Here is a 23028-nt window from a genome sequence, read left to right on the forward strand (position 1 = left end):
GTCCCGGCGGTGCCGGTCCGCGCTCCGCCCGGCATCTCACCGAAGAGTGCCCGCTAGTTTCCGCCGCCCATGCCCGGCATCGAGTGGTCCATGGTTTGTGCGTCGAACCATGCATGCAGGGCGGCGACGAGTCCCGCATCACCGGAACTAAAGGTGATCCTTGCACCCGCAGGCAGCTGCTCATAGTGGCTCTGCACCCGGGACGCGCCGGCTTGCAGCTCCTGCAGGCCGGGCATGGCGGCACCGTGGATGTTCGCCGGATCGCTGTAGTTTCCCTGCGCGAACAGCCCGGCTTCCTTGTTTAGATGCTGCTGGATCAGGGTGATGTTGTGCTGGTCACCGGGGCTGTTGGCGACGATCTGTTCGATGCCTCCGGTCGTGGTCTTGGTGAAGGTGTGTGTGGTGGCGTTCAAATCGAACGGCATGACCTGGGCGGCGTGGGCCACCATCGTCTGCGCCGCTCCGTTGGCGGCCTGATGCCCGGTGGCCATGGCGTAGCCGATGCCACCGGCCGCCAGGACCAACACGGCGACGATGCCCGCAAGCCACCAGCGGCGCCCCTTCCGGCGAAGGGGACGGCTGTCATCAGTGCTGGTCCGGGTGTTCATGGGCTGCTTTCACTAGAAGGGTCAGGGCGTCAACTACGGTCTGGCGGCGGTCGGCCGGGATGGCCTCCAGAAGGCTGGAGAAGCGTGCAGCCCGGGCGGTGGCCAGCTCGCTTGCGGCTTGGCGTCCAGCGTCGGTCACTTCCAGCCACACAAGGCGTCCGTCACCATCGCGTTTGCGGCGCTGCACCCAGCCGCGGACTGTTAACTGGTCGACAAGGCGGCTGACCGTACTCTTGGTCAGCCGTAGCCGCCCCGCGAGCTCGACCTGGGTGAGTGGACCGTCGCTGTCCAACTCGGTCACCGCATGTGCCTCGGAAACCGATAAGGTCTGACCGCAAGGCGTCCGGTCCGGCTGATGCAATCCGAACGCGCGCACGAAAGCGATGATCCGCGCCTGCAGCACGACCGCATCCGACTCGCCATCCTCCTGCATGGTTGCACCATACAACCGACTCGTTCGATGATTCAACTATCTGTCCGACAGGCGAAGCAACCGTCACTCATCGGACGGGGCCTTGAAAGCACCGGGTCATAGTTTTGTCTTTCTCGGCACGGGCCATTGCCTCCGGGGAGGCCTTGTCCGTCGTCGGCATGGGATGAAGGGTCGGCTTTGCGATCGGAGACGCAGCGTCCGGCCGGGCATGCACCCACGCATAGTCGCAGTCTGGGCACCGGACCCTCTTGCGGCCATCGGGGAGCTCTTCGAGCACCTTGACATCCTCGTGACCGGTGTCCAACGGGCACATCACCGGGCCGTGTCTCGGCGCCGATGGATTGCGATAAATACTAGGAAGCTGTGCCACTGGCCGCATCGGTAAAAGTGCGTATGTTTCCACACCGCGCGGGCGAGGACGAATACGGCTCTGGAGGCCGCGGCCGGGGCGCTGCCGGGTGCCAACAGGGGGCAGCGGTGGCTGCCAACGGCAGTTATGGTTCCGTCGGGAACAGTTAAGCGATGCTCGGCCGGCGGCCAAAAGCAACGGGGGAGAAGGGATGCCGGCTCCGTCAAGCGGGCAAAGGACTTGGCTCGGACGTTGAGGGTCGCGGGGTCGGCTGGTAGATGCCCGGCAGTGCCCGGCGGGTGGTCTTCCCGGAGCCGTCGCTGCCGCGGAAATTGAGGCACCCGCTGCGCCCCACTGTCCAGGTGAAAGGAACCTGCTCAGTGATATGCCGGGAGGGGAGCGGGCGTGTGGGTTGTGGCTGTACCGCGCTGTTGGAGGCTGTGCAGGATCGCCGGTCGCTTCGGTGAGGGGCGCAAGCGCGGTGACCTGGCGATGGTGTGCAGCCGGTCCGCTGGGTCCCGTCGTCCACCTGTGCGCGGGAAAAGCCCGAAGGAGTTTGCTTTTGCCGTGCCCAGGTGGGCGAGGGGCAACGTTTACTCTTGGCCGTTGCTCTCGGTCGGGGTGGCCGCTGGGTTGCTGCTGCCGGCTGGTGTGGACGTCTTGCGCCGGCGTCCTGCGGCGCCGGACTCGAGCCCGAGTTTCTTGAGCTCTTCAGGGCTCCAGCCGTCCTTAGTGGCGCGGACGTAGGCGCGCTTGTCTTCGCGTTCTGCCTCGGTGAGTTGCTCGCGCAGGTCGGTGATCCGTTGCCGGGTTTTGACCAGGGCGGTGACGGACTCGATCCGTGAGTCGAGGAGGGCGCGGGCCTGGTTGCGTGTCTGTTCAATATCGATCGTTGGCATGCCATCAACCCTAGCCATGAGGGGCCACGGTATTGGTGCACCGACGCGCACCGGCGGGCCAGCAAATTCTGAAGCACCACCAAAAAAGTCGAAAACCGTCGTCACGGAATCCTGCGGAGGGAATCCTGCGGAGGGAATCCTGCGGAGGGAATCCTGCGGAGCAAGCTGGGAACTTAGCCGGGCTAAGTCCGTGTCGTTCCGCGGGACCGGGTCGGGTTCGCGGCAGACTGGTGTCTGATCCCGGGTTTTCCGGGTCGCTGCGCTGGCCAACAACTTTGAGGGGCGGGGGAGATGACGGAAAGCAACGGGTTTACCGGTTGGAAGTCGCGCCGTCGCCGCGCCAACGTCGATGGCGGAAGGATGCACCGTCATGAGGTGAAGGTCAGCCCGGAGGAAGAGGCCCAGCTTCTGGCTTTGGCTGAGAAGCACCGGGTGACGATTCCGCGGCTTCTGATCGAAGCGGCCCTGAACGAGGACAGTGAGAGTCCTTCGGAACGGCGGGACCAGTTCATGCAGTTGTCCCAGCTGCAGCGCCTGATCGGCACGGTGGCGAACAACATCAACCAGATCGCCCGGCACGCCAATTCGACGGGGGTGATCCCTGCTGAAGCGGCGGCGTCGATCGCGCACGCCAGGCGTGTCATTATCCGTATCGACCGCCAGCTCGCCGAGCTGGCGGGCCGGTGACGAGGGCGTGATTCCGAACATCACCCAGGGCGACCGCATGGCGGGCCTGCTCTTGTACCTTGCGGGTCCGGGGCGGGCGAATGAGCACGAGGAACCGCACCTGGTTGCGGGCGATTCCGCGCTCATGGCCTGGCACGATGACAACGAGCTGAACCGGGATGCGGCCCTGGACATCGCCAACGCCGTGGACCGGGCGCAGCAGTTCTACAAGACCGAGGTCGACGGCGGCCACGTCTTCCACTGCTCACTGAGCCTGTCCGCCGACGAGGGCCAGCTCACGGATCAGAAGTGGGGTGCCATCGCCGAGGACTTCATGACGGAGATGGGTTTCACGGAGGATGGTGGACTGGCGCCGGCGCGGTGGGTTGCTGTCCGTCACGGACTGAGCAAGAACGGCAACGATCACATCCACATTGTGGCCAGCATGGTCCGGGACGACGGCACCAAGTGGAACAACTGGAAGAGTAAATACAAGTCCCAGCAGACCGCCCGGACACTCGAGGCAAAGTACGGGCTCACCGAACTGGAGACCATCCGCGCGGAGCGCGGTTTCACTCCCGCGGAACAGGCCAAGGCCGCCCGTCACGGGTTGCCGGAGGTAGAGCGGCACGGCCTCGCGCGGAAGGTCCGCGCCTGCGTTGGCGCCTCAACCGATGAAGCGGAATTTGTCCGCCGCGCACGCATGGAAGGGCTGCTGGTCAGGCCCCGGTACGCGGCCGGCCGCACCGACGTCGTCACCGGCTACTCCGTCGCCGCACGCCCCCGGAAAGGGGAGCGGGCCGTTTGGTATGGCGGGAACTCCCTGGGGCGGGACCTGGCCCTGCCCAAGCTCCGCAGCGACTGGGAAAGCACCCCCGAATCAGCGACCGCCGCGGTCGCGGAATGGAACGCCGCTGCCCGCAACCGTCGGCCGGCCCGACCTGGACGGGAAACACTGTTGCCTTCGGCGGACCTGTGGAGCCGGTACGCGAACGACATCAGTGCACTGCGCGAGAAGCTGGCCGCCACCCCGTACACCGACCACGCCGCCTGGGCGCAGGCAGCCCGCGAAACGGCCGCCGTCTTCGGTGCTTGGTCCAAACGCATCGAACCCACCCCCGGGCCACTGGCCGACGCGGCGCGGGAGCTGTCCAAATCAGCGCAGCTGCGCCGCTACCCGTACCGGCCGGCGGTCGCTTTGCCCTCGGCGCGCGGCGCGGCCATGGTCCTGCTCGCGGGCACCTGCCGGAGCGAGCGGGCAGCGTACGCCCTGATGTTCCGGCAGCTCGCCCTGACAGCGCGTGCCATCCACGACATGCACAACGCCACCAATGACCTCCGTCGCGTCCGAGGCCTCTCTGCGGCCGTCATCGCAGCCGGCAGGGCGGTCGAAGCCAGCGCCGCACAACACACCATCACGTCCCACCCCGGCAGCATGGAGGCACTGCGGGAACAGTACCCGGAAGCGGGTGAGGAGGCTCTCCGGGCGCGACTCATCGCTGAACGATCCAAGGGCGGCTCACCCGTACCGGCGAACCTTACCAGGGGACAGGAGAGGGACTTGGCGCTGCAGCGGGCCGGTCAGGTCCGGCCCGGGGAACACGATCGGGACCGGCGCGCGGATTCAGGCATCGAACGATAAGGGAGAGCGAGCATGACCGAAGCAGACGGAATCAACGAGGCGGTGGAGGGTGCGATGCGGACCGGGCTGATGGTCGCCGCCCGTATCGGTGAGCAGCTGGCCCGGCTGCACGAAGAAGAGCAGCGCACCATCGCCGCAGCTGAGGAACAACGCGCCCGCCAATTGCAGCATCGTTTCGATGCGCAACGCGCAGCCGCCCGGGCGCAGCTCGCCCCCACCGCCCGGGACGACTGGTGGGGCAAAGCAACCCCCGCCATGATCGAACAAGCCCACGAAACAGCAACGGCGTGGAAACCGTACGACCCCGATGCTGCGCAGGCCTCGGAGCGGATCCGCCGGGAGGTGCAGTCCCGCTACGGCATCAATGTGGAGAGCACCGGCGCGGATGAAAGAGCCGTTTCCGCAGCTCTTGCCAGGGCGCAGCAAGCTCGTATCGACGTTGATGCCGAACGTAACTATGCCTCGGCCGTATGCCGCGACGAGATACTCGCGAACGCCATGGTGGCCGGCGGCAACAGGCAGGATGCTGCCGCGCGTGAGGTGAAGAATGAACCGACGTACGACTCCGCTGAACGGCGTGCGCGGCTAGCCCGCAGCCTCGAAGGCAGGGGTGACCGTGAAGCCGTCACTGCCCGGCTGCTGGCCGACCTTCATCAGGGCGCACCGGCAACCGGCGCAGTGACACAGAATCCGGGTCTCAGCGGGACCTCCAAGGTCGTGCACCGAAACGGCAAAGCCAGGGGGCTTGAGCGCGACGGTCTGGACCGTTAGCTGGATGACCGTGCGCTCGGGCTAGTGACTGGCGGTTGATGCCCGTCCGGCCCCGGCGGTTGCCGGTGTGCTGGAGAACAGGGTGAGTAGGCGTGATACCTCTGGTATCAGCGCCGCACGCCCGGCACCTAAGTACTTGCGGGAGTCGACGACGGTTGGATGCGTGTTCAGATAGTCCCGGACCGCGCGCGTGAAGAATCCGTTCAGGTGGGTGGAGACGTTGATTTTTGTCATTCCCGCTGTGATGGCCTGCTTGATTGTGTGATCGGAGACGCCGGATGATCCGTGAAGAACGAGCGGGACGGTGAGGGCCTCGTGAAGCTCGGCGATCAGGCGGAGATCGAGTGCCGCGTTCCGTTCAGTCATTGCGTGGGAGGAACCCACCGCTACCGCGAGGGCATCGACGCCGGTGGCGTTGACGAATTCGACCGCTTCGACCGGGTCGGTCCTGACGCCCGGAGCGTGAGCGCCGTCTTTTCCGCCCACTTTCCCCAGTTCTGCTTCAACGTAGACGCCCTTGGAGTGTGCGTACTCGGTGACCTTGGCCGTTGTCTCGACATTTTCGTTGTAGGGCAGGTGCGCGCCGTCGTACATGACGGACCCGAAGCCGAGGTCTACGGCCTGCATTGCCAGGCCCGGGTCTTCAGCGTGATCGAGGTGCAGGGCGATGGGGACCGCGGACTGGCGGGCGAGGGACATGCTGGCCAGGGCGAGCGGTTCAAGACCGCCGTGGTATTTGGCGCAATTCTGGGAGATTTGCAGGATTAGAGGGGTCCCTGCCAGTTCGGCTCCGGCGATGAGCGCTTCGGCAGTTTCGAGATGGATGATGTTGAAAGCGCCCTGGCCGGTGTTTGCCGTCGAGGCGGCGCCCATGAGGTCTGCGGTGGCGGTTAGAGGCATGCCGTGTCCTTTTGATGTGTGATGATTACTTCTTTTTCCAGGGCCCGGTAGCTGGGGTCGATTTCCCCTGCCCCGGGGGTGAGTACGGCGGCGGCACCCCAGGCTGTCATGGCGCGCAGGAGCGTGGGGAGATCTGATATGCCAGCGGCGGTGAGCACCGCTGCTGCGGCGACTGTTGCGTCTCCGGCACCGGTAGGGTTGCCGGAGAGCCTGCGCGGAAGGGACGCCGCCCAGTGGGTTGCGGGATGCTCGTTCGAGAAGGCGAGCATGCCTTTCTCTCCTGCGCTGACAAGAACGGTGCCTGCTCCGAGTTGGAGCAGGCGTCTGGCTGCCGTTGGCAGGTGTTGTTCACCCGTGGTCTCAATCAGCTCGTGGTGGTTGGGCTTGAGCAGGTCGGCCCCTGCGCGCGCTGCCTCAAGCAGGGGCCGGCCGGACGTGTCGATAATGACGGGCATACGGCGGCGGCGTGCGTGAGCCACCAGATCGCGGTAGAAGGTTTCGGGCGCATTCTGCGGGAGGCTGCCGGATCCGACCAGAACAGCCGCTTCATCCTGGGAGATGGCGTGCTTTACGGCTGCGAGGATTTCGTCCCAGGTCTGTAACGGCTGTTGCTCGCCGCGTTCGTTGAAAATGGTCGTTTCGTTGGCGGTTTCGTCGACGAAAGCGATGCTTCGGCGTGTTTCTGCCCCCGCGGGGACGAGGAGGTGGGGCACGCCGGATTCGTCGAGCTCAGCGCGAAACAGATCGCCGGTGGCACCGCCTACCGGTGCTATCGCCAACACGGGGGAGCCGGTCTGGCTGGCGACACGGGCCACGTTCAGACCTTTGCCGCCGGCGCGTTCCAGGGGCAGATCCACACGGTGGCTGTGCCCCGGGCGGATGACGGGGACGCGGTAGGTTATGTCGAGCGCCGGGTTCGGCGTGACAGTCACTACTTTCCGGCCGCCGCCGGTGGTCGCCGGGATCAACATGGTTCCTTTCAATCAGGGGGAGCGGTGTCTGCGTCGCGTCGGAGACCGGGTCACCGGGGATGAAAAGAGCCGGCGCAGACACGCGTCGGTCAGTGAGCGGGGGCTGGCTCCAGAGGGTGGATCTGGACGCCTTGCACGACCCTGTTGACATCGCCGGAGGGGAAAGGGTTGTCGGGTGTCAGGCCGAGCTGAAGGGAAGCGGAGAGCGCGAGGAGTTGGGCGGTGACGACGTAGGCGGGGGCGAGGAAGGCATCGTCGAGCCCTGCGAGCTCAGGGAGCAGCCAGAGATGGCCGGCGCCGGACAGCGGGACCGTCGAAACGGCTACCGTATTGTCCGCGGCGATGCCGGCGTGAAGCTCATGGAGAATGTCCAGGTCGTACCGGCGGGTGTAGGGATCGGAGGACACTAGGACGATGATGAGCGTCTTATCGGTAAGGACAGCTTTGGGACCGTGGCGGAAGCCCAATGACGAGTCGTGGTACGCCACGACCTTCCCTGCCGTTAGTTCGAGAAGTTTGAGTGCGCATTCCTGTGCGAGACCGGCTAGCGGGCCGCTGCCAAGGTAGACAACCCTGTCATAGCCGTTAAGTGCGAGCTTCTCCAAAGGCTCGCGCTGGGCCAGGAGGCGTGCGACTGCTGCGGCAAGAGCATTGATGGCTTCATTGTTTGGGCCGCCGAAAATGAGGAGGCAGGAGAGCAGCATCGAGGTAAAGCTTGAGGTCATTGCGAACCCTTGATCATTCGCGCGCTCGGGCATCAGGAGCACCAAGGAGTTGTCTCTTCCCTGGTGGTCCCTGAAGAGGTCGCCTTTTTTGTCGCAGGTGAGGATCAGATGGTGCACGTCGGTGAGGACCTCATCGGCGAGTTTTGTTGCCGCGGTGCTTTCCGGGCTGTTTCCGGACCTGGCGAAGGAGACCAGGAGAGTGGGGACATCCTCGGCAAAACATTCGTACGGGTTGGAGACGATGTCGGTCGTGGCGACGGCGTCGACACGTCGGTGCAGCTGGTGCGCCAGGGAGGGTGCCGCTACGTTGCCCGCGAAGGCCGAGGTGCCGGCTCCCGTGAGGATGATGCGCAGATCCGGACGGTTCAGCAGGGGCGCGAGGAACGAGTCGATGCTTTCACGCTGAGCTTCGACCAGATCCGCAGCTTCCCGCCACACGTCTGGCTGTTGGATGATCTCGCGGGCCGTGGCCTCCGATCCTGCCTGGCGGTCAGTGTCGGTGCTGGTGGTGCTGGACAAGTGGTGTCTCCTTGGAATATGGCGAGGTTGAGGGCCGGTCGTTGGCCGGGGTGACCTGAAGATCAGCGTCCTGAATCCGGACGTTGGATCAGGATGAAGCGGGTAGCAGGGACCGTCCTCCGAGCAGGTGACCGGCGCATTGGAGGCACGGTCCTTTCTGTTTGCCCGGCTGCGGGGTGCTGCGGCGTCGACGGTCTTTGTCGGGCACGCTGCGGCCGTGGGCTGTTTCGGTCCGGTGGTGGCTGCTGGCTGAGCGCCCGAGCTTACGGATGCGGAGAAGTGCGGGTTTCATGGCAGGGCCTGCGTTGCCATGATGCCGGCGCCGAGGCAGGCGGCGTTGTCGCCGAGTGCTGCGGTGACCAGTTGCGGTACCTGCTGCCAGACGAGCATTCGGCGCAGTTCTGCTTCAACCGGTTTGAGGAGGGTGTCCCCGGCTGAGCTGAGCCCTCCGCCGATGACGATGAGTTGTGGGGCCAGGAGGCTGACGTAGGCGGCGAGTGCCCGGGCGATGTTCTCGGCGGCTTCGTGCCAGACGCGTGCTGCCGCCGGGTCGCCTGCAGCCATCCTTTCGGCCACGGGTTTGGCGCCTTCGATGCTGGATCCGGTGAGCCTGTTGTAGCGCCTGGCGATGGAGGGGCCGGTCGCGACGGTTTCGAGGCAGCCGATGGCGCCGCACGCACAGAGTTCGCCGGAGCCGACATCGAGGTGACCGATCTCGCCGGCGTACTTGTTGGCGATGGCGTGTCCTTCGACGAACATGGCGCCGGAGATGCCCGTTCCGATCGGCATGAAGAGGACATCGTCCTGCCCGCGGGCGGCCCCGAACGTTCGTTCGGCGAGTCCACCGGCTCTTACATCGTGGCCGAAGCCGACTGGCAGCCCGGTGTGCTCGGTGACGAGCTTGACGAAGGGGACGTCGTGCCAACCGATGTTCTCGGAATAGATGGCGGTGCCGGCTTTGTCGTCCACAAGACCGGGGACGACTAGGCCGACGGCCCGGGCGTCGGGAGCTTTGGTCAACAGGTCGTCCACGGCGCTGATGACGGCCTTGACCACGGCGTCGGGTCCTTCTTGCCGGGGGGTTGGCCAGCGGTGGTATCCGACGACGGTTGAGCCTGAGAGGACAACGCCTTTCATGGCGGTGCCTCCGACGTCGAGTGCGACGGTCTGTGCTTGGGTGGGGGAACGGCTGTCGGCTGTGCCCGGTTTCTTGCCGCTGATTTGTTGGTTTAGGCTCTGCGGCTGGCTCATTTGACGCTTCCGGCGAGCATTCCGCTGACGATGTAGCGGTTCAGGATCAGGGCGATGCCGGCGGGGACGGCAAGGGCGAGAACGCCTGCGGCGTTCAGGAGCGTGTACGGCACGAGGTGCCGGCCCTGCAGGGATGCAATGACCACGGTGAGGGGCTGGGTGGAGAGATCGCTGGAGAGAACCAATGGAAAGAGGAACTGGCCCCAGGCGAAGAGGAACGTGATGATCGCGGTAGAGATGATGCCTGGCCGTGCGAGCGGGAGCACCACGTGCCAAAGCACCTGCATCCGGCTCGCACCGTCGATGTTCCCGGCTTCTTCGAGGGCAATTGGCAGGCTCGACATGTAGTTGTGCAGGATCCAGGTTGCCAGGGGAAGGAAGCCTGAGACATAAACGAGCACGATCCCGGTGTAGGTGTTGACCAGTCCGAAGTTGGTGAGGATCTGGTAAAGCGGGATGAGCGTGGTGTAGGCGGGGAAGGCCATGGTTGCCAGCACGGCGTAAAAGAGGACCCGGCGGCCCTTGAACTGCATCCGGGCGAATGCGTAGGCCGCCAGCGTCGCGAGAACGAGGGTGACCACTGTGGCCGCGGCGCATTCGATGAAGATGTTCACAGAGGACTGCTGCACCGATTGTGCCAGGTCGGTTCCGCCGGTGAGCAGTGAGCTGTAATTGTCCAGGGAGGGGGTCGGCGGCAGGTAGTTGGACGGTTTGGAGCCGGCTTGCGCGTCCGTTTGGAGGCTGATGTTCAGCGCCCAGTAAAGGGGAACCAGCGACCAGAGAAGGATGAAGGCGATGCCGAACCATCGCAGGAGGGGTGTGCGTTGTTTCATCAGAATTCCACCGGCCGATAGACGAATTTCAGTACGAGGAGTGATGCGGCGAGGGTGGCCAGCGTGATGAGCAGGGACAGCGCGTAGCCCTCCCCGAAGTTCAGGTTTTGGAAGCTGATGAAGTAGGTCTGCATGGTTACCGAGGCGCCGGTTGCGGCGGATCCATTGAGGATGTAGGGCTGGTCGAAGACATTCAGTGTGGCGATGATGGCCTGGACCATGGCGATGGTGATACCGGGCCGGGCCAGCGGGAGGGTGATCCTGCTGAACGTCGTCCAGCCTGAACAGCCGTCAAGGGTTGCGGCCTCGTAGAGATCGGCGGGGATGTTCTGAAGGGCGGCCAGGACCAGCAGCGTCGACAGCGGAGTAATTTGCCATACCTGGACGAGTTCTATTCCCAGGATGGTGAGGAAATGGTTCTGGCCAAGGAACACCATGTAGTGGTCGATGACGTGGAACGAGTTGAGGAGGCTGTTGAGCAGCCCGGTGTTGCTGTCCCAGATGCTTCCCCAGACGATTCCTTCGACGACGCCGGGGAGCGCCCAGGGGAGGATGAGGACCGCGATGAGGATGGAGCGGCCCCTGAATTCTTTCTGCAGCGTGACGGCCATGGCGATGGCCAGCACGGTCGATAGAAGCACCCCGATGACGACGTAGATGGCCGTGTTGCCCATGCTGGCCGTGATTGCGTGGTCGGCGAACAGCTGCCGGAAGTTGTCCAGGCCGTTGAATTCATCCGGGGGGTTCAGTGGCTGAACACGGAAGAACGCCTCGACGATGGTGAATCCTGCAGGGATGAGGGCCAGCCCGACGATGAAGAGCGTCAGGGGTGTCACCAGGGCGTAGGGAAGGATGTCCAGGCGCCGCCCCCGGCCGGCTTTGCCGGGGGCGGGCCTGACGTCCCGAGCTGGCGGTTGTTGCTTGATGCGCAGGCTCGTGCTCATGGTTTCCTACTGACCGGCCAGTTTCGTTGCGGTGTCTGCAATGGTTTTGATGGCCGCGTCGACGCTCATGCTGCCAGCGGCGGCCGCGTGCAGGTTCGTGTACACGGCGTTGGAGAACTGGGGGTACCAGACCGGCGCGCCGGCGGGGAAGACTGGCTTGCTGGTCTTGAGCATCGAGGTTAGTTCCTGGCCTCCGGCGAGGCCCTTGGCCGAGGTGAGCTTGGTAAGACCTGAAAGCCGGGACGGAAGGAAGTAGCCGGGCATCACCTTGTCGGGTCCGCTTGCTCCGGCAAAGTCGGCCTGGTTTTCCGCAGAGGTGAACCACTCGATGAACTTCGCGGCAGCCTCGGGGTACTTAGCTGTCTTCAGGATGCCGATGCCGTCCGGGTTGCTGACGTTCGCCGTCGTCCCGCTCAGCCCCGGGGTTGGAATGTACTGGAGCTTGCCGGTGACCGAGGATGACGCCGGGACGTCGTACAGGCTGCCGACGTTGCCCGAATAGTCTGCGAAGGTGCTGGCGGTGACGCCCTTGGCCATCAGGGTTTGCTGGCCCTGGCTGTCACTGACATTGATGTTGCCGGCAGGAACCAGGCCGTTTTTCAGTGCGTCGACCATCCACTGAGCTGCCTTGTAACCGGGGGAGTCCGGGGAGGTGAACTGCGGCTTGCCGGCCTCGTCCAGGATGCTGCCGCCGAACGCCTGTGTTGTCTGGTACCAGTAGGTGGACAATCCTTCCGCGGCGTTGAACGGGATGTTCAGCGGCGTCGGGGAAACCCCTGAGGCCTTAACCTTCTGAAGGTCCCGGGTGTATTCGTCGATTGTCTTCGGCATGGTGGTGATGCCGGCCTTGGCGAACATCTGCTTGTTCACCGTCGTGACGAGGTAGGAGGCATCGAACGGAACACCGACGATGTGCCCGTTGGATGTAAAGGAGCTCAGCTGCGGCATGTCCGCTGCATACGCCTTCTGGTCGATGTACTTCTCCATCGGCAGGAACCAGCCAAGCTTGCCCTCCTGGCCCACCCGCGACCAGTCGACGTCGGTTGCGTCGGCGAAGTACGTGTTGGAGGTCGACGCCGCAGCGATCTTCGTCTGGAGGCTGTCCCAGTCGATCGTGGACCATTTCACCGTGATCCCGGTGCTCTTCTTAAACTCATCCAGCGACTTCTGAGGAGGAGGAGCGCCAAACAAAGCCACGGTAATCGTGACGTCCTTCGTCTGGGAAGAGGCGGATGAGCCGCCCCCGCTGCAGCCTGTCGCAGCAACGCTAAGCGCCGCCGCTCCCGCCACCAGCGCTACGTTGCGCAGACGGTTTCGCTTCGAAATCATCGGCCGACCTTTCATCAAACTGTGCACACACGATGCTTGGACTGTTCATTCCCCAACGGTTTACGCAATGCTTGCATGTGACGAACATAACGTGCAAGCCGTCCCGCGGTTTTTCGCTCGGTTCGGCGCCGAATGAGCAATTACGACCGCGCAGAATGCTTGGATGTTGCGTAAAGCTGCGCAAAACGTTAATCTGCTCTCGTGACAAGAAAACAGAGGTTGAACCAGATCGTTGGGGCCGTGCTCGAAGCCGGCAACATCGAAGTGCCGACGCTTGCCGAACGCTTCGCCGTTTCGGAGGCGACGATCCGGCGTGACCTCGAACTTCTGGAGGAGCAGCGTCTCGTTACGCGCACCAGGGGCGGGGCTTCGACAAATGCGGCGTTCAATGACCTCCCGTTGAACTACAAAACAGCTCAGGACCTGCCGGAGAAGCGGCGCATTGCTGAGCACGCTCTCACCTATTTGGATGGCTCGCGGGTGATCGGAATGACGGGGGGCACCACAGTGAGCGAGTTCGCCCGCATGCTCATGGGCCGTGAACAGCTGAGCATAGTGACCAACGCGCTGAACATCGCCACGAGCCTTCTCGCCAACCCTGCGCTGCGTGTTTTCGTTGCCGGCGGAGAGGCCCGGGCCAGCAGCCAGGAGACGGTAGGACCTACTGCCGAGGCCTTCCTGTCGGATTACAACATCGACGTCGCGTTCCTCGGAGTCGACGGCGTCGCCCCCGACGCAGGATGCACGAACTACGACCCCATGGGCGCGCGAGTAAACCGCGCCCTCCAGCAGCGCTCACGCAAAACCGTCGTCCTTGCCGATGCAACGAAAATCTCAAAGGTGGCGCTGGCCCCTGTGTGCACGATGGCGGAAGTGGATGTGCTCATCACCGACAGCAGGGCCCCTCAGGCGGTCGTAAGGCAGCTCCGCCAACAGGGTTGCGACGTTGTGTGCGTGTGAATGATGGAGACCCCGAAGTGCTGCCGTCGCCGAAGAATTCGCCCGTCTAACTGCCTCCGCAACGGGGCGCAGCGGTTCTGAAACACCGCCGGGTCAGGGCGAGCAACCCGACCGCTACCTTTCCCCGGCCGCAGGGACGGGGATACTCATGGATGCCGCCCCGGGTGGCCGCACGGGTCAGTTAGTACGAGTCCTGGATGACGAAGAAGGAGCTGCGACGGAGTAGCGGGTCCTGCCGGCTACCCGATCACGACGGGATGCAGGGGCGTTCAAGAGTCGCGACAGGGCGTTGTTGCTCAGGGCAGCAGGCTGATCACGATGTACATGGCGGCGGCTCCGGCGACGGTGAGGGCAACGGTGGCCGCGGAGGGGTGTTTGGCGTGTGCTTCGGGGAGGACGTCGCTGGCGCCGATGTAGAGCAGGAATCCGGCGAACACGCCGAGGTAGATGAGTAGGCCGTTGTCCGGAACATGGATGAACAGGGTCAGGGCGGCGCCCGCGAGTGGGGTGAGTGCGTCCAGGGCAAGGTACTTGAAGACCTGCCGTCGGCTGTTGCGGTTCGTCAAGAGCAGGCTGACGGTGTTCAGGCCGTCGGCGAAATCGTGGCCGATGACGGCAAGCGCCACGCCAAAGCCGACCGTGTGGCTGACCTGGAATGCCAGGCCGATGGCGATCCCGTCGGTGAGGCTGTGCCCGGCCAGGGCCAGGGCCGAGACGACCCCCCCTGAGGGGCGGCCGTGAGTGTGCGCGCCGTATTCACCCTGGGCCAGCGGGCGTGGATTTTTCGTGGTTCCCGGTTCGACTCGCCGGCCGGGTCGATGAACCGCCTGCGGTTCAGGCCCAGGGCGGCCAGATGACGGGTCACCGTGCGCCGGCTCAGCCGGACGCATTCGGTGCCGAGCTCGTGGACGATCCGCGCGGCGGAGCACTTCTATTCCCGGCGCAGCGCTTCGATGCGGAGCACGACCGCGGCGGGGGTCGCGGCGGGCTGACGGTGCGGGACGCTGGGCCGGTCCTGCAGGCCAAGTTCGCCGTGCCGCCGGTGCGGGTTCACCCATTTGGAGGCACAGGCCCGGGAGATGCCCATCTCGGCCGCGACGTGGGCGATGTTCACCAGAGAAGCCTTCCAGGATTCAGTCAAAGGAGGCTTCCCGCACCCCGTTTCCGCACGCTCCGGCCCCTGTCATTACCCGGCGGGGACGCTGCCTTGCTCCGGCGAGTCAGTGTGCTTGACGGCTGAAGATGCCGGAGGGGGTCCGGGTGCCGGTTTGGAGGTTGGTGAGCATGTCGGTGATGGAGGTGAAGGGTTTCTGGTACCAGGGTTTGCCGAGCATTTCGAGCCAGGTTTCATGGATGTGTTCGGTGCCGCGGACGGTGCGTTGTTCTTTCCATGCGGGTTTGGCGTCGTAGCGTGCGGCGGTGAGCGGGTTCAGTGCCGTCGTGGTGCTGGTCAGGGTGTTTTGGCTGCCGTGTGTTTCGTAGCGGAAGGACATCACGGTGAGTGTTCCTTCGATGGTGAGCCAGAGCTCGTCATCGGTTTGTTCAAAGCGGTTGGGTGTGCCGGGCTCGTTGCTGCTGATCCAGGTTTCGGAGAGACGCAGGGAATGCAGTCGCCAGGCGCGGGGAGTTTTTGTTGGGTTGCGCCGGTTTTTGAAGATTCCCCGTGCTTTGGCTGGTGCAGGGGGAGCGGCCGGGTAGGAGTCGAAGGGCCGGCCTTCGGCGGCAAGACCGGCGGCGACGGTGCGCGCGAGTTCTTCGAGGCGGGCGAAGGCGTCCCGGTCTGTCTCATTTACTGGGGTCTGGTTCACTTCTGTCTTCTCCGGTGGTGCGAAGCGGCGGTTGGGGGCCGGTTGTTTGTCAGTGTTTCCGCAGGTTGGGTATTCCGGCGGGGCAGGCCGCGGGCGGTCCGAGGAGGTAGCCCTGTCCTGCGGTGACGCCGAGGTCACGGACGGTGGTGAGGTCTGCAACTGTTTCGATGCCTTCGGCGACGGTGACGGCGTTGAGGTCCTCGGCGAGTCCCACAAAAGCTCTGACGGCGCTGCGGCGCGAGGCGTCGTCGGCGGCCCCGTTGATGAGGGAGCGGTCAATTTTGATGATGTCGGGGCCCAGTTCGATGATGTGGCGCAGGGATGAGTAGCCGGCACCGGTGTCATCGATGGCCAGCCGCAGTCCCTGTTCGCGCAGCGGCGCAATGCAGGCGCGCAGTGATTCATAATTGTGGACCACGGCTGTTTCGGTCACTTCCAGGACGAGCCTGCCAAGGTCCGGTCCGCAGTCGGCGAGCATCCGTGCTGCGGTCTCATTGACTGCCGCGGGGCTGAGGTTCACGGCGAGGTGCTGCCCGGCTCGGATTGCGGGGAGGTACTTGACGGCTTGCCTGGCTGCGAGGATTTCCAGTTCAATTCCACGCCCGGCCTGGTGGGCGCGTTGGAAGACGGTGTCCGGGGTCACGGTGCCGGGGAAGCGGGAGAGCGCCTCGGCTCCGAGGCGGCGGCCGTCAGCGAGGCGGATGATGGGCTGGAAGACGGTTTCGACAGGGCCGTTCGACAGGATCGCGTCGATGGATGTGCGGTCCCGGGCGAGCCGGTGTTCGGCCTCGAGTTCATCGGCTAGAAGGTCGGCGAGCATCGATACATAGCTCAGGTCGCGGGCGTCCAGGGCGTGGGCAGGGTGGCTGCACCAGCAGAACACACCGTAAAGGCTGCCGTTGGAAAGCCAGAGGGGGATTCCGGTGTAGCGCCCGATCCGGCAGAATCCGTTGGCGCCCTTGCCCCTGACATCGGGTTCGTCCCGCGCATCAGCTGAGGGGAGGAGGGCGTCGCCTCCGATGAGGCGGCGGAACGCCTCGTAGAGATCGGCGCCCTGTCCGGCCAGCGCGCCGGCGAGCCCGGGCTCTGCGGACCCCTGCCCGACGGTGACGAATTCAGAGAGGAAGGAGACATCCATCCGCAGGTGAACCCGGGCCAGCTCAAGCACCCGCTGGATTTTTGAGTTCACCGCACCCGTCCCAGGGCCGGGACGGGGCCGCGTCCCTCGGTGTTGGGGCCAGGCCCCGCGAGACAGGTCCCGGATGTGCCGGCGAGGGCTGCGCTGTTGGCGGTGCGAGGAGCGGCCGGGCCGGTCATCACATGCAGCATCGGGCCTGTGGCCGGGGTCCGTGGGGAATTGCCGGTGTGCCTGGACATAGGGACTCTCGCGGAATGGATCAAATGCGTAAGGAACAACGCGCCAGGTTCCGCCCGGAGGGGATTGGGGGACACCGCCCGGGCGGAACGGAAACAAACTATCAAACAGTTAGCGCACGAACAATTCGTGTACGAATCGATTACGCTGTGTTGCGGCCCCTTGGGTGAGGTGGCCCGGATCCCACCGTTGGGCCTGAGGTCAGGAGGAGGCGTGCTGTGTGGGCGTCGGAGCGGTGTTCTAGGCAGCACACATAGAGGGCGGGGTCTTCGAGGTAGAGCGTGAAGAGCACGCGGTAGTCGCCCCGCTAGGGGCAAACGCCGCAGTAGCGCACGGGCGGTGGAACGTTCAGCGGGCTTTGCAGACGTCCGAGCGGTGGTCAATGCGGTGTATGTAAAGGATGTGCTCTTCGACGTCGAGGGTGAACAGCACACGGTAGTCGCCGCGTCGGGCGGTACGCAGGCCGAATAGTTCGTTGGTAAGGGGCTTGCTCAGCCGATAGGGATTGTCGGCCAGCGCGCCCGTGACAAACGCGACGATTGCTGCCGCTGCCTTTTCCGGCAGGCGCCGGAAGCCCCGAACGGCCGGACTCGTTATCTCAAGTTTCCAAGCCGCTGACGCGGTTGATCCGGATCCGCTCACCGCGGCGGGAGTCCGAATCCACGGCGCAGATCATCGCCGCTGGTCGTGTTGCCCTCGGTGATATCGCAGCGCGCCTGGTCCAGGTCTTCCCGGATCCCGGGCCGGGACAGCCAGTGGATCGTTTCCTGCAGGGATTCCAGGTCGTCGGCTGACATCAGTACCGCCGACGGGTGTCCGTGCCGGGTGATCTGGATGATCTCGTGCGTGGTGTCGGCTTCTTCCACGAGCGCGGACAGCTTGTCCTTGGCCTCACTGAGCGGTACTGTCCTCATGTCAGCCAGTGTAGCCAAAAGTCGGGCTATTCACTAGCCAGACTTTTGGCCGATAATGGACCTTATGTCAACCTGAAGTGATCCGATTGCAGAATAGGACCCGGTGATACGCCCCTCCCCGTTTTGGGAGATCTGAACGCCGAGGCCGCGCAGTTACATGAGGGCTGTACAGGATCAACTGTTCGGCTTGGCGATGTTGCTTCGAAGCAACATTGAGGATTCCATAATGGCGCCGGGTCCTGTTCGCCTGGGAAACCCACGCCGAGGAACCGCAGCTCACCGCCAGCACCCTCCCCGGCTCCGCGACCACTCTTGGTCTTGGCGGGAGCATGTCGGTGACCGTCAACGAAAAGTACCTCGCCTACGTCACCGGTCAGGTCAGGCTCATCGCGGCCGCCCTGAACACCATGGCGCAGGGACGGACGGCTATGCCGCGATCAAAGCACGAGACAGCGCCTGGACCACGTTGCCAACCCGACCCAGCAGATGGCACCCAGCATGCTCGGAGCAGGTCCACGACTTCGCCGCCGGCGACCTCACCGGCCTGGCCACTCTCGGGACTGGCAAGTGCCGGCCCGGCGTCTGAGCGGCATTCGGGCACTGGGATCAAGAACCGCCGCACCGCTTATGCAGTAGACGCAGCATTGGCCATGTATCTTCCGAACGTAAATTCAGACGACCAGTATTTGAGGGCAGAACGTGGCTGGGGACACTGCAAGGTCGAATCGAGCCAGACGAATCGTCTTTCTGGTAGGTTCACTTATCGTTCTCGCCGCTGTCGTGGCTTTTGGCGTCAAGGCTGTCGTGGACAAGAACAGCAAGCCTTCGGAGCTTGACCTCTGGAACAAGAGCTTGCCGACGACTTCGGCGACACCGGCTTCTGCATCCCAGCCGCAGCCCTGGGAACATCTAGGCCAAAACAGTGATGCGACTTTCGGCGAGGCCACCTACATAGATGGCTTTCAATATCAGGGGATTCCAGTCGGAGCCGTGGATCTGGCTTTGGGCAAGGCCTCCCAGGCCGAGGTCGACCAGATTCGTCAGGTCGAGCTCGGGTATGACGCCCCGGCGCTGATGGATGAAATTCTTAGCCGTCGGGGTCTGGACATTCAGAAGGCTGGTCGGGAGCTGCCCTCGTCCCCGGTAACACCCCAGAAACCAGTTGACCTCAACCAGAGACTGGGAGCGGGAAACGATCTCACGTCCCTTGACGGGCTGAGAATAATGGTTGCGTTTGCTCCCGGATCCGATTCGGGACACGTCTTCCCTGCCCTGAAGCAGGTGATGCAAGCTGAGGCGGATTCGATTCGCGACGGGCTTGAGGGTCGAACTCCCGCATCTGTAGTTCTGGGAATCCTGCATCAGCATGGATTCAGCTGATCGGCTTGCCCATCTCCAGCTGATCCCGGTCCGGTTGGAGGCCCCCGCCGCCTCGGCGGGGGCCTCCTTTGCATCCGCCGGGGCGGGCAATTCCGGGCACCGCACACATGAAAGGGCATGAGCACCCTGCCCGACACCTTCATGTACGGCCGCCCGGTCCAGTACCGCGTTACCGTTCTGGACAGCGACAACGACATCCCCAACTTTTCCCGCACCACCGACAACTACCCGGACTCCAACGGCATGTACCGCCGCCGGCGGAAAGACTTCATCCGAGACGACATCCAGCACGGGGTGGTACTGAACAGACGCGAACCGTCACCGGCTGCGCCGGACGACACCACACCCACCAGTGCCTTTGACGGTTTAGGATCGCCACATGGGCATCGAGGAGGAGTTGCAGCGCCGGCGCGACCAGAAGCAGCAGACGGCAGAAACAATGGTCAGGATGGAAGCCGAAGCGCGCCGCGTTGCCCCCATCATTCAGGAAGAGCTCGAAGAATTCCGCAGGGCCCTGGTCAAATACCAGGTGGAACCACACATCGTGGTCGAAATGGACCACGAACACGTGCCAACGAAGAAGCGCCTGTTCGGAAAAATCACGCCGTCATACAACCGGTTCACGGCCACTCCGATCGAGCGATGCTGGGTCTTCCACAGCCTTCTTCTGTTCGACGACGGACAGATCGCCAAGAATCCCTCAGGCGGCCAGTGGGGTGTAGGAAAAATTGAAACCTGGGATCCTGATGACAAGAACTATCATCTGCACGGTGCGCACTTACGGGAAGTTGTCAGGGACAGAGCCGGGGAGGCGCTGTCAGAGGCCGGGCTAGGCGACGAAGTCAGCTGTGACCACCTGTACGTCGGTCCGAATTTCGAGTTTGAGCTGGTGTCCTGGGAGTCTGACCTGCGGTGTCGTACAGACTGGGATGGGAATGTCATCGCGACGATCGATGAGACGAGCATCAAGTTCGAAAACGACGTCCAGTACTTGGTCTGGAGGGACTACGAAACCAAACGCGACCCGTTGTCGAGGGTGTTCGCCGAATACATTGAAGAGAAGGGGCGCACTCCCGGTCTAGCGGCGCTCAACCACCGTCGCGGGACGACGTATTTCTGAGCTGTGGCTTTTGTCTGGTTGCGATTTTGAGAGGCGGATAGCAGCTTTGGTCGGGCCGGATTGAGCCGCGGTGAAGTGCGTTTCATTCAGATGCTCACGCCACTGCCGGAGAGCTCGTCCGCCGATTGGGGCAAGTTGTGGATCTAGTGCTGGCCTCCGCTCCGCAGTTGCCTTCCCAGTGCCAGCCGGAGCTTGGTTGTCAGGCGGGAGCGACGCGGTCGCGTAGTGAGGACTGATCAGGGCATGCCCGGCAGGGACGTTGTCGCTCGCTGGGCCGGCTGGAGCGCGTCGTCCGCCAACCGGGCATCGCCGAAGAGTCCGGGAGCCCCCCCGACGCTTCTCGCCCGGCAATTTCTCGCGCCGATGATGAAGATTATGTCAATCTATAACGGTTGATGTCGCATGCCAATTTGACGATGCCGCCCGGAGGGAGCGCTTCGATGTTGTCGACGCCAAGAGTCAGCACGCGATCCGATTCGGCGTCGTCCCGGTCTCTATGCGCGAGGCCGTCGAGCTGCACGCAGTAAGTGCTGGCAAAATGCATCCCGCCGAAGCTGTTCCAAGCGCTCTGCGAGAAACCTACTTCGCTGCCGGATTCACGAAGATTAGCCCCTTCAGGTGCACAAGATCGGTGGTGTCCGCGAACACTGCGAGCCCATCGGCAGTTACAGCCTCTGGCGCGGCAGACCCGGCAGGGAGGTCCGCCTTCACCACCCCCTCGGAGAGGTCGAGGTGGCCGGCGGCCACGGTCGGCCTATCGGTCGCTCCATAAATGATCCCGTCAGCTCCGGCGAACTTATAGGCGACGAATGGGCTCGCTCCACTGAGCTGCACAAAGGTTCCGTCTGCGGGGCGCAGGTACCAATTAGCCGTGCCCGCCACCACCCCACGGTAGAACGATCCCGGCAAGGCGGAAAGGGAAGTGGAATCGCAGTTTCCGTTTATCTTCTCGAACCCTCCTGCAGCGGCTCCCGTGTGCACGTTGATGGTGCGCTGGCAGCTGTCCCCTACGCTCAGGTAGGGGCCGAACGCCGGCACGGTGCTGTTCGGGTCGGTATACCCGCCGTGGGTGAATGGCAGTCCTTCCGGGATCTGCCAGCCGGCACCAGACAGTCCTCCGTCCATCCCCTTCTGGTAAATGTCGACGCCATCGACGCGCTTCATCCAGCGGTACTCCTGGCTCGGCGGCGTGATGGTGTCGACGGAGCCCGCGGCCGGATTAATAACGTACCTTTCGTGGTTGGTGAGGAAAGAGACGGACTCGCCGTCCATCTGTATCGCTGCGAGTCCCGGAATCTTGCCGTCGGTGTTGATGATCGGCCCCGGGGTGGTGAACACGGAGTCCGCGACAATCTTCCCCGACTCGTCCTCGATGACGACATAGTGGACAGCGCTCGGATTAGCCGCACCGTCGCCTCCCGCGGGGGCCCCGTACTGGACCATGATGAGATAAGCCTTGCCTCCGGAATAGGACGTGCCGACTGCCAGTCCGGAAAGGTTGCTACTGGACATACCCGAGGGCACCTTGGAGGCGGCGATTTGGTTGCCGTGCTGGTCGTACGTGGAGATCGTCGCCAGCGTGTGCACCGGGGAGCTCGGTGAACCAGTCCACGACTTCGGGATGACGGCCACGGAGTGCTTCAGCCCGAACACCGAGGCTGATGGGTCCGCAATCCTCCAGCCCCCGCCACCCGCCCACCTGCTCGGCAGACGAACCGTCGTCTTCAGGCTCTGCTCGTAGTGCGGACCGAACGAATCCGCTGGAGACGCCGAGACTGAGGCTGAGCCCGTGGACGCCGAAACCGGCGCGCGGTTCGTCGTAGATGATGCGTTCGAGCACCCAGCCAGCGCAATGAGTCCGGACACAGCAACGCAGCAGGCAAAGATCTTCAAGGTTCCCCCAGGAGTGCGCGCTCCCCCGCTGGCAGCGTCCGAGAAATTTATACCAACGCCGAATCTTGCCACGCAAGAAATTACTCGTGGCGCGGGGCTAGGCGGTGAGCACCGCCTAGCTGTACTGCCCAGGCAGGTTGGTTAAGCGGCTGATGGGCGGTTGGCTGATTGTGTCAAGTATTTTTGGCCCCAGAGGGGCGATTGAAAGTGGCCCCAGGTTCACGGAACGTTGTTGTGGGTCTCGGGCTCGCGGGACGGTTTTCGCACCGGTTGGCTAAGGGTTCCTGTATCGCCCGGGGGAACGGCAGATGCCGGTCGGGGGTATGGAGTCGGGGCGCCGTCGTTGCTAGCATGTCAGATCTCTTGAGTGGGAGAAATCCATTCTGGAATGGAAAAGGTCCGACCCGGCGTGCGCCGGGCCGGACCCTTTCAGTTAGACGCGCTAACAGTCCAGACCGACTACCCAACCTTGCCGGAGAGTGCGACCAGTACCCCTGCCGTAGCGAAGTATTTGTTGCTTCCCAGATCGCGGATGGTTTTGATTCCCATACCGGCAAGCAGTTCGTCGTGCTTTTCGGTCAGTCCGGCAAGAGCCGAGGGCGGGGCCGAAAGGACCTCGTCCAGAGTCGAGTTCTCGTAGCCCTTGTCCAATGCCTTGCCCAATTCAATCGAAACAGCCATTTTCATGTCCTTTCATCGATGACGGAAAACAAGCCCAGCCAGCCTGCGGCTGCACGA

Annotated in this window: 23 protein-coding genes and 1 pseudogene; 6 read left to right on the forward strand and 18 right to left on the reverse strand. The window is 63.8% G+C overall.

From position 1 onward, the window contains the following. Nucleotides 1–53 precede the first annotated feature (53 nt). From KIH31_RS15030 to KIH31_RS15040, 3 genes are all read right to left on the reverse strand, one after another. Nucleotides 54–608: a hypothetical protein gene (locus KIH31_RS15030; RefSeq protein WP_214427959.1), complete on the reverse strand. Its 555-nt coding sequence runs from the start codon at nt 606–608 to the stop codon at nt 54–56. After that, the gene (locus tag KIH31_RS15035) at nt 586–1041 is read right to left on the reverse strand and encodes a MarR family winged helix-turn-helix transcriptional regulator (RefSeq protein ID WP_214427960.1); all 456 of its coding nucleotides are present in this window, start codon (nt 1039–1041) and stop codon (nt 586–588) included. The genes KIH31_RS15030 and KIH31_RS15035 overlap by 23 nt, the downstream gene beginning before the upstream one ends. A 942-nt stretch (nt 1042–1983) precedes the next feature. Continuing rightward, nucleotides 1984–2289: a hypothetical protein gene (locus KIH31_RS15040; RefSeq protein ID WP_214427961.1), complete on the reverse strand. Its 306-nt coding sequence runs from the start codon at nt 2287–2289 to the stop codon at nt 1984–1986. A gap of 291 nt (nt 2290–2580) precedes the next feature. Here KIH31_RS15040 and mobC point away from each other — a divergent pair, with 291 nt between their 5' ends. The 3 genes from mobC to KIH31_RS15055 are packed head-to-tail and all read left to right on the forward strand — an operon-like array spanning nt 2581 to nt 5368. Beyond that, nucleotides 2581–2976: a plasmid mobilization relaxosome protein MobC gene (gene mobC, locus KIH31_RS15045; RefSeq protein WP_214427962.1), complete on the forward strand. Its 396-nt coding sequence runs from the start codon at nt 2581–2583 to the stop codon at nt 2974–2976. After that, complete coding sequence (locus tag KIH31_RS15050) at nt 2927–4597, forward strand: relaxase/mobilization nuclease domain-containing protein (protein ID WP_214427963.1); 1671 nt, start codon at nt 2927–2929, stop codon at nt 4595–4597. Before mobC ends, KIH31_RS15050 begins: the two co-directional genes overlap by 50 nt. A gap of 12 nt (nt 4598–4609) precedes the next feature. Beyond that, nucleotides 4610–5368 (forward strand): hypothetical protein, encoded by a 759-nt coding sequence (locus tag KIH31_RS15055; RefSeq protein ID WP_214427964.1) that lies wholly within the window; start codon nt 4610–4612, stop codon nt 5366–5368. A gap of 21 nt (nt 5369–5389) precedes the next feature. On the opposite strand, the gene KIH31_RS15060 is transcribed toward KIH31_RS15055, so the two are convergent. The 7 genes from KIH31_RS15060 to KIH31_RS15090 form a co-directional block, all read right to left on the reverse strand. Next, complete coding sequence (locus KIH31_RS15060; protein WP_214427965.1) at nt 5390–6268, reverse strand: class II fructose-bisphosphate aldolase; 879 nt, start codon at nt 6266–6268, stop codon at nt 5390–5392. Next, nucleotides 6259–7239, reverse strand: coding sequence for a 1-phosphofructokinase family hexose kinase (locus KIH31_RS15065; RefSeq protein ID WP_214427966.1), 981 nt, complete (start codon nt 7237–7239; stop codon nt 6259–6261). The genes KIH31_RS15060 and KIH31_RS15065 overlap by 10 nt, the downstream gene beginning before the upstream one ends. A gap of 89 nt (nt 7240–7328) precedes the next feature. After that, on the reverse strand, nt 7329–8483 hold the full coding sequence (locus KIH31_RS15070) for an SIS domain-containing protein (RefSeq protein ID WP_214427967.1): 1155 nt from the start codon (nt 8481–8483) through the stop codon (nt 7329–7331). 288 nt (nt 8484–8771) lie between these two features. Then, nucleotides 8772–9734 (reverse strand): ROK family protein, encoded by a 963-nt coding sequence (locus tag KIH31_RS15075; RefSeq protein WP_214427968.1) that lies wholly within the window; start codon nt 9732–9734, stop codon nt 8772–8774. After that, nucleotides 9731–10567, reverse strand: coding sequence for a carbohydrate ABC transporter permease (locus tag KIH31_RS15080; protein ID WP_214427969.1), 837 nt, complete (start codon nt 10565–10567; stop codon nt 9731–9733). Before KIH31_RS15080 ends, KIH31_RS15075 begins: the two co-directional genes overlap by 4 nt. Next, nucleotides 10567–11511: a carbohydrate ABC transporter permease gene (locus KIH31_RS15085; RefSeq protein ID WP_214427970.1), complete on the reverse strand. Its 945-nt coding sequence runs from the start codon at nt 11509–11511 to the stop codon at nt 10567–10569. The genes KIH31_RS15080 and KIH31_RS15085 overlap by 1 nt, the downstream gene beginning before the upstream one ends. A 6-nt stretch (nt 11512–11517) precedes the next feature. Further along, nucleotides 11518–12840 carry an extracellular solute-binding protein gene (locus KIH31_RS15090; RefSeq protein ID WP_214427971.1) on the reverse strand — a complete coding sequence of 441 codons (1323 nt, stop codon included), beginning with the start codon at nt 12838–12840 and terminating at the stop codon, nt 11518–11520. Nucleotides 12841–13059: 219 nt separating this feature from the next. On the opposite strand from KIH31_RS15090, the gene KIH31_RS15095 reads away from it, so the two are divergent. Then, nucleotides 13060–13800, forward strand: coding sequence for a DeoR/GlpR family DNA-binding transcription regulator (locus KIH31_RS15095; protein WP_214427972.1), 741 nt, complete (start codon nt 13060–13062; stop codon nt 13798–13800). 296 nt (nt 13801–14096) lie between these two features. Here the strand turns inward: KIH31_RS15095 and KIH31_RS15100 are convergent, their stop codons facing one another. The 6 genes and pseudogenes from KIH31_RS15100 to KIH31_RS15125 all read right to left on the reverse strand — a co-directional run bounded on the left by KIH31_RS15100 (nt 14097) and on the right by KIH31_RS15125 (nt 17897). Continuing rightward, complete coding sequence (locus KIH31_RS15100; protein WP_250546087.1) at nt 14097–14570, reverse strand: ZIP family metal transporter; 474 nt, start codon at nt 14568–14570, stop codon at nt 14097–14099. Beyond that, a pseudogene (locus KIH31_RS15105) lies at nt 14564–14941 on the reverse strand (helix-turn-helix domain-containing protein); the annotation flags it as partial. The pseudogene KIH31_RS15105 and the gene KIH31_RS15100, both read right to left, overlap by 7 nt. A 79-nt stretch (nt 14942–15020) precedes the next feature. After that, nucleotides 15021–15608, reverse strand: coding sequence for a hypothetical protein (locus KIH31_RS15110; RefSeq protein ID WP_214427974.1), 588 nt, complete (start codon nt 15606–15608; stop codon nt 15021–15023). A 49-nt stretch (nt 15609–15657) separates the two neighbouring features. Continuing rightward, entirely contained in the window at nt 15658–16797 is a 1140-nt protein-coding gene (locus KIH31_RS15115; protein ID WP_214427975.1) for an EAL domain-containing protein, read from the reverse strand. A gap of 534 nt (nt 16798–17331) precedes the next feature. Beyond that, on the reverse strand, nt 17332–17625 hold the full coding sequence (locus tag KIH31_RS15120; protein WP_307857673.1) for a type II toxin-antitoxin system RelE/ParE family toxin: 294 nt from the start codon (nt 17623–17625) through the stop codon (nt 17332–17334). Beyond that, nucleotides 17622–17897, reverse strand: coding sequence for a type II toxin-antitoxin system Phd/YefM family antitoxin (locus KIH31_RS15125; protein ID WP_214427976.1), 276 nt, complete (start codon nt 17895–17897; stop codon nt 17622–17624). The genes KIH31_RS15120 and KIH31_RS15125 overlap by 4 nt, the downstream gene beginning before the upstream one ends. Before the next feature lie 804 nt (nt 17898–18701). Here KIH31_RS15125 and KIH31_RS15130 point away from each other — a divergent pair. Next, the gene (locus KIH31_RS15130) at nt 18702–19277 is read left to right on the forward strand and encodes a hypothetical protein (RefSeq protein ID WP_214427977.1); all 576 of its coding nucleotides are present in this window, start codon (nt 18702–18704) and stop codon (nt 19275–19277) included. 379 nt (nt 19278–19656) lie between these two features. Continuing rightward, a complete protein-coding gene (locus KIH31_RS15135; RefSeq protein WP_214427978.1) occupies nt 19657–20397 on the forward strand; it encodes a hypothetical protein in 741 nt (246 codons plus the stop codon). A 579-nt stretch (nt 20398–20976) separates the two neighbouring features. On the opposite strand, the gene KIH31_RS15140 is transcribed toward KIH31_RS15135, so the two are convergent. After that, nucleotides 20977–22290 carry a hypothetical protein gene (locus KIH31_RS15140; RefSeq protein WP_214427979.1) on the reverse strand — a complete coding sequence of 438 codons (1314 nt, stop codon included), beginning with the start codon at nt 22288–22290 and terminating at the stop codon, nt 20977–20979. Nucleotides 22291–22749: 459 nt separating this feature from the next. Continuing rightward, nucleotides 22750–22971 (reverse strand): hypothetical protein, encoded by a 222-nt coding sequence (locus tag KIH31_RS15145; RefSeq protein WP_056741113.1) that lies wholly within the window; start codon nt 22969–22971, stop codon nt 22750–22752. Nucleotides 22972–23028: the final 57 nt, after the last annotated feature.

The organism is Paenarthrobacter sp. DKR-5, from assembly GCF_018531425.1.
Lineage (GTDB): Bacteria > Actinomycetota > Actinomycetes > Actinomycetales > Micrococcaceae > DKR-5.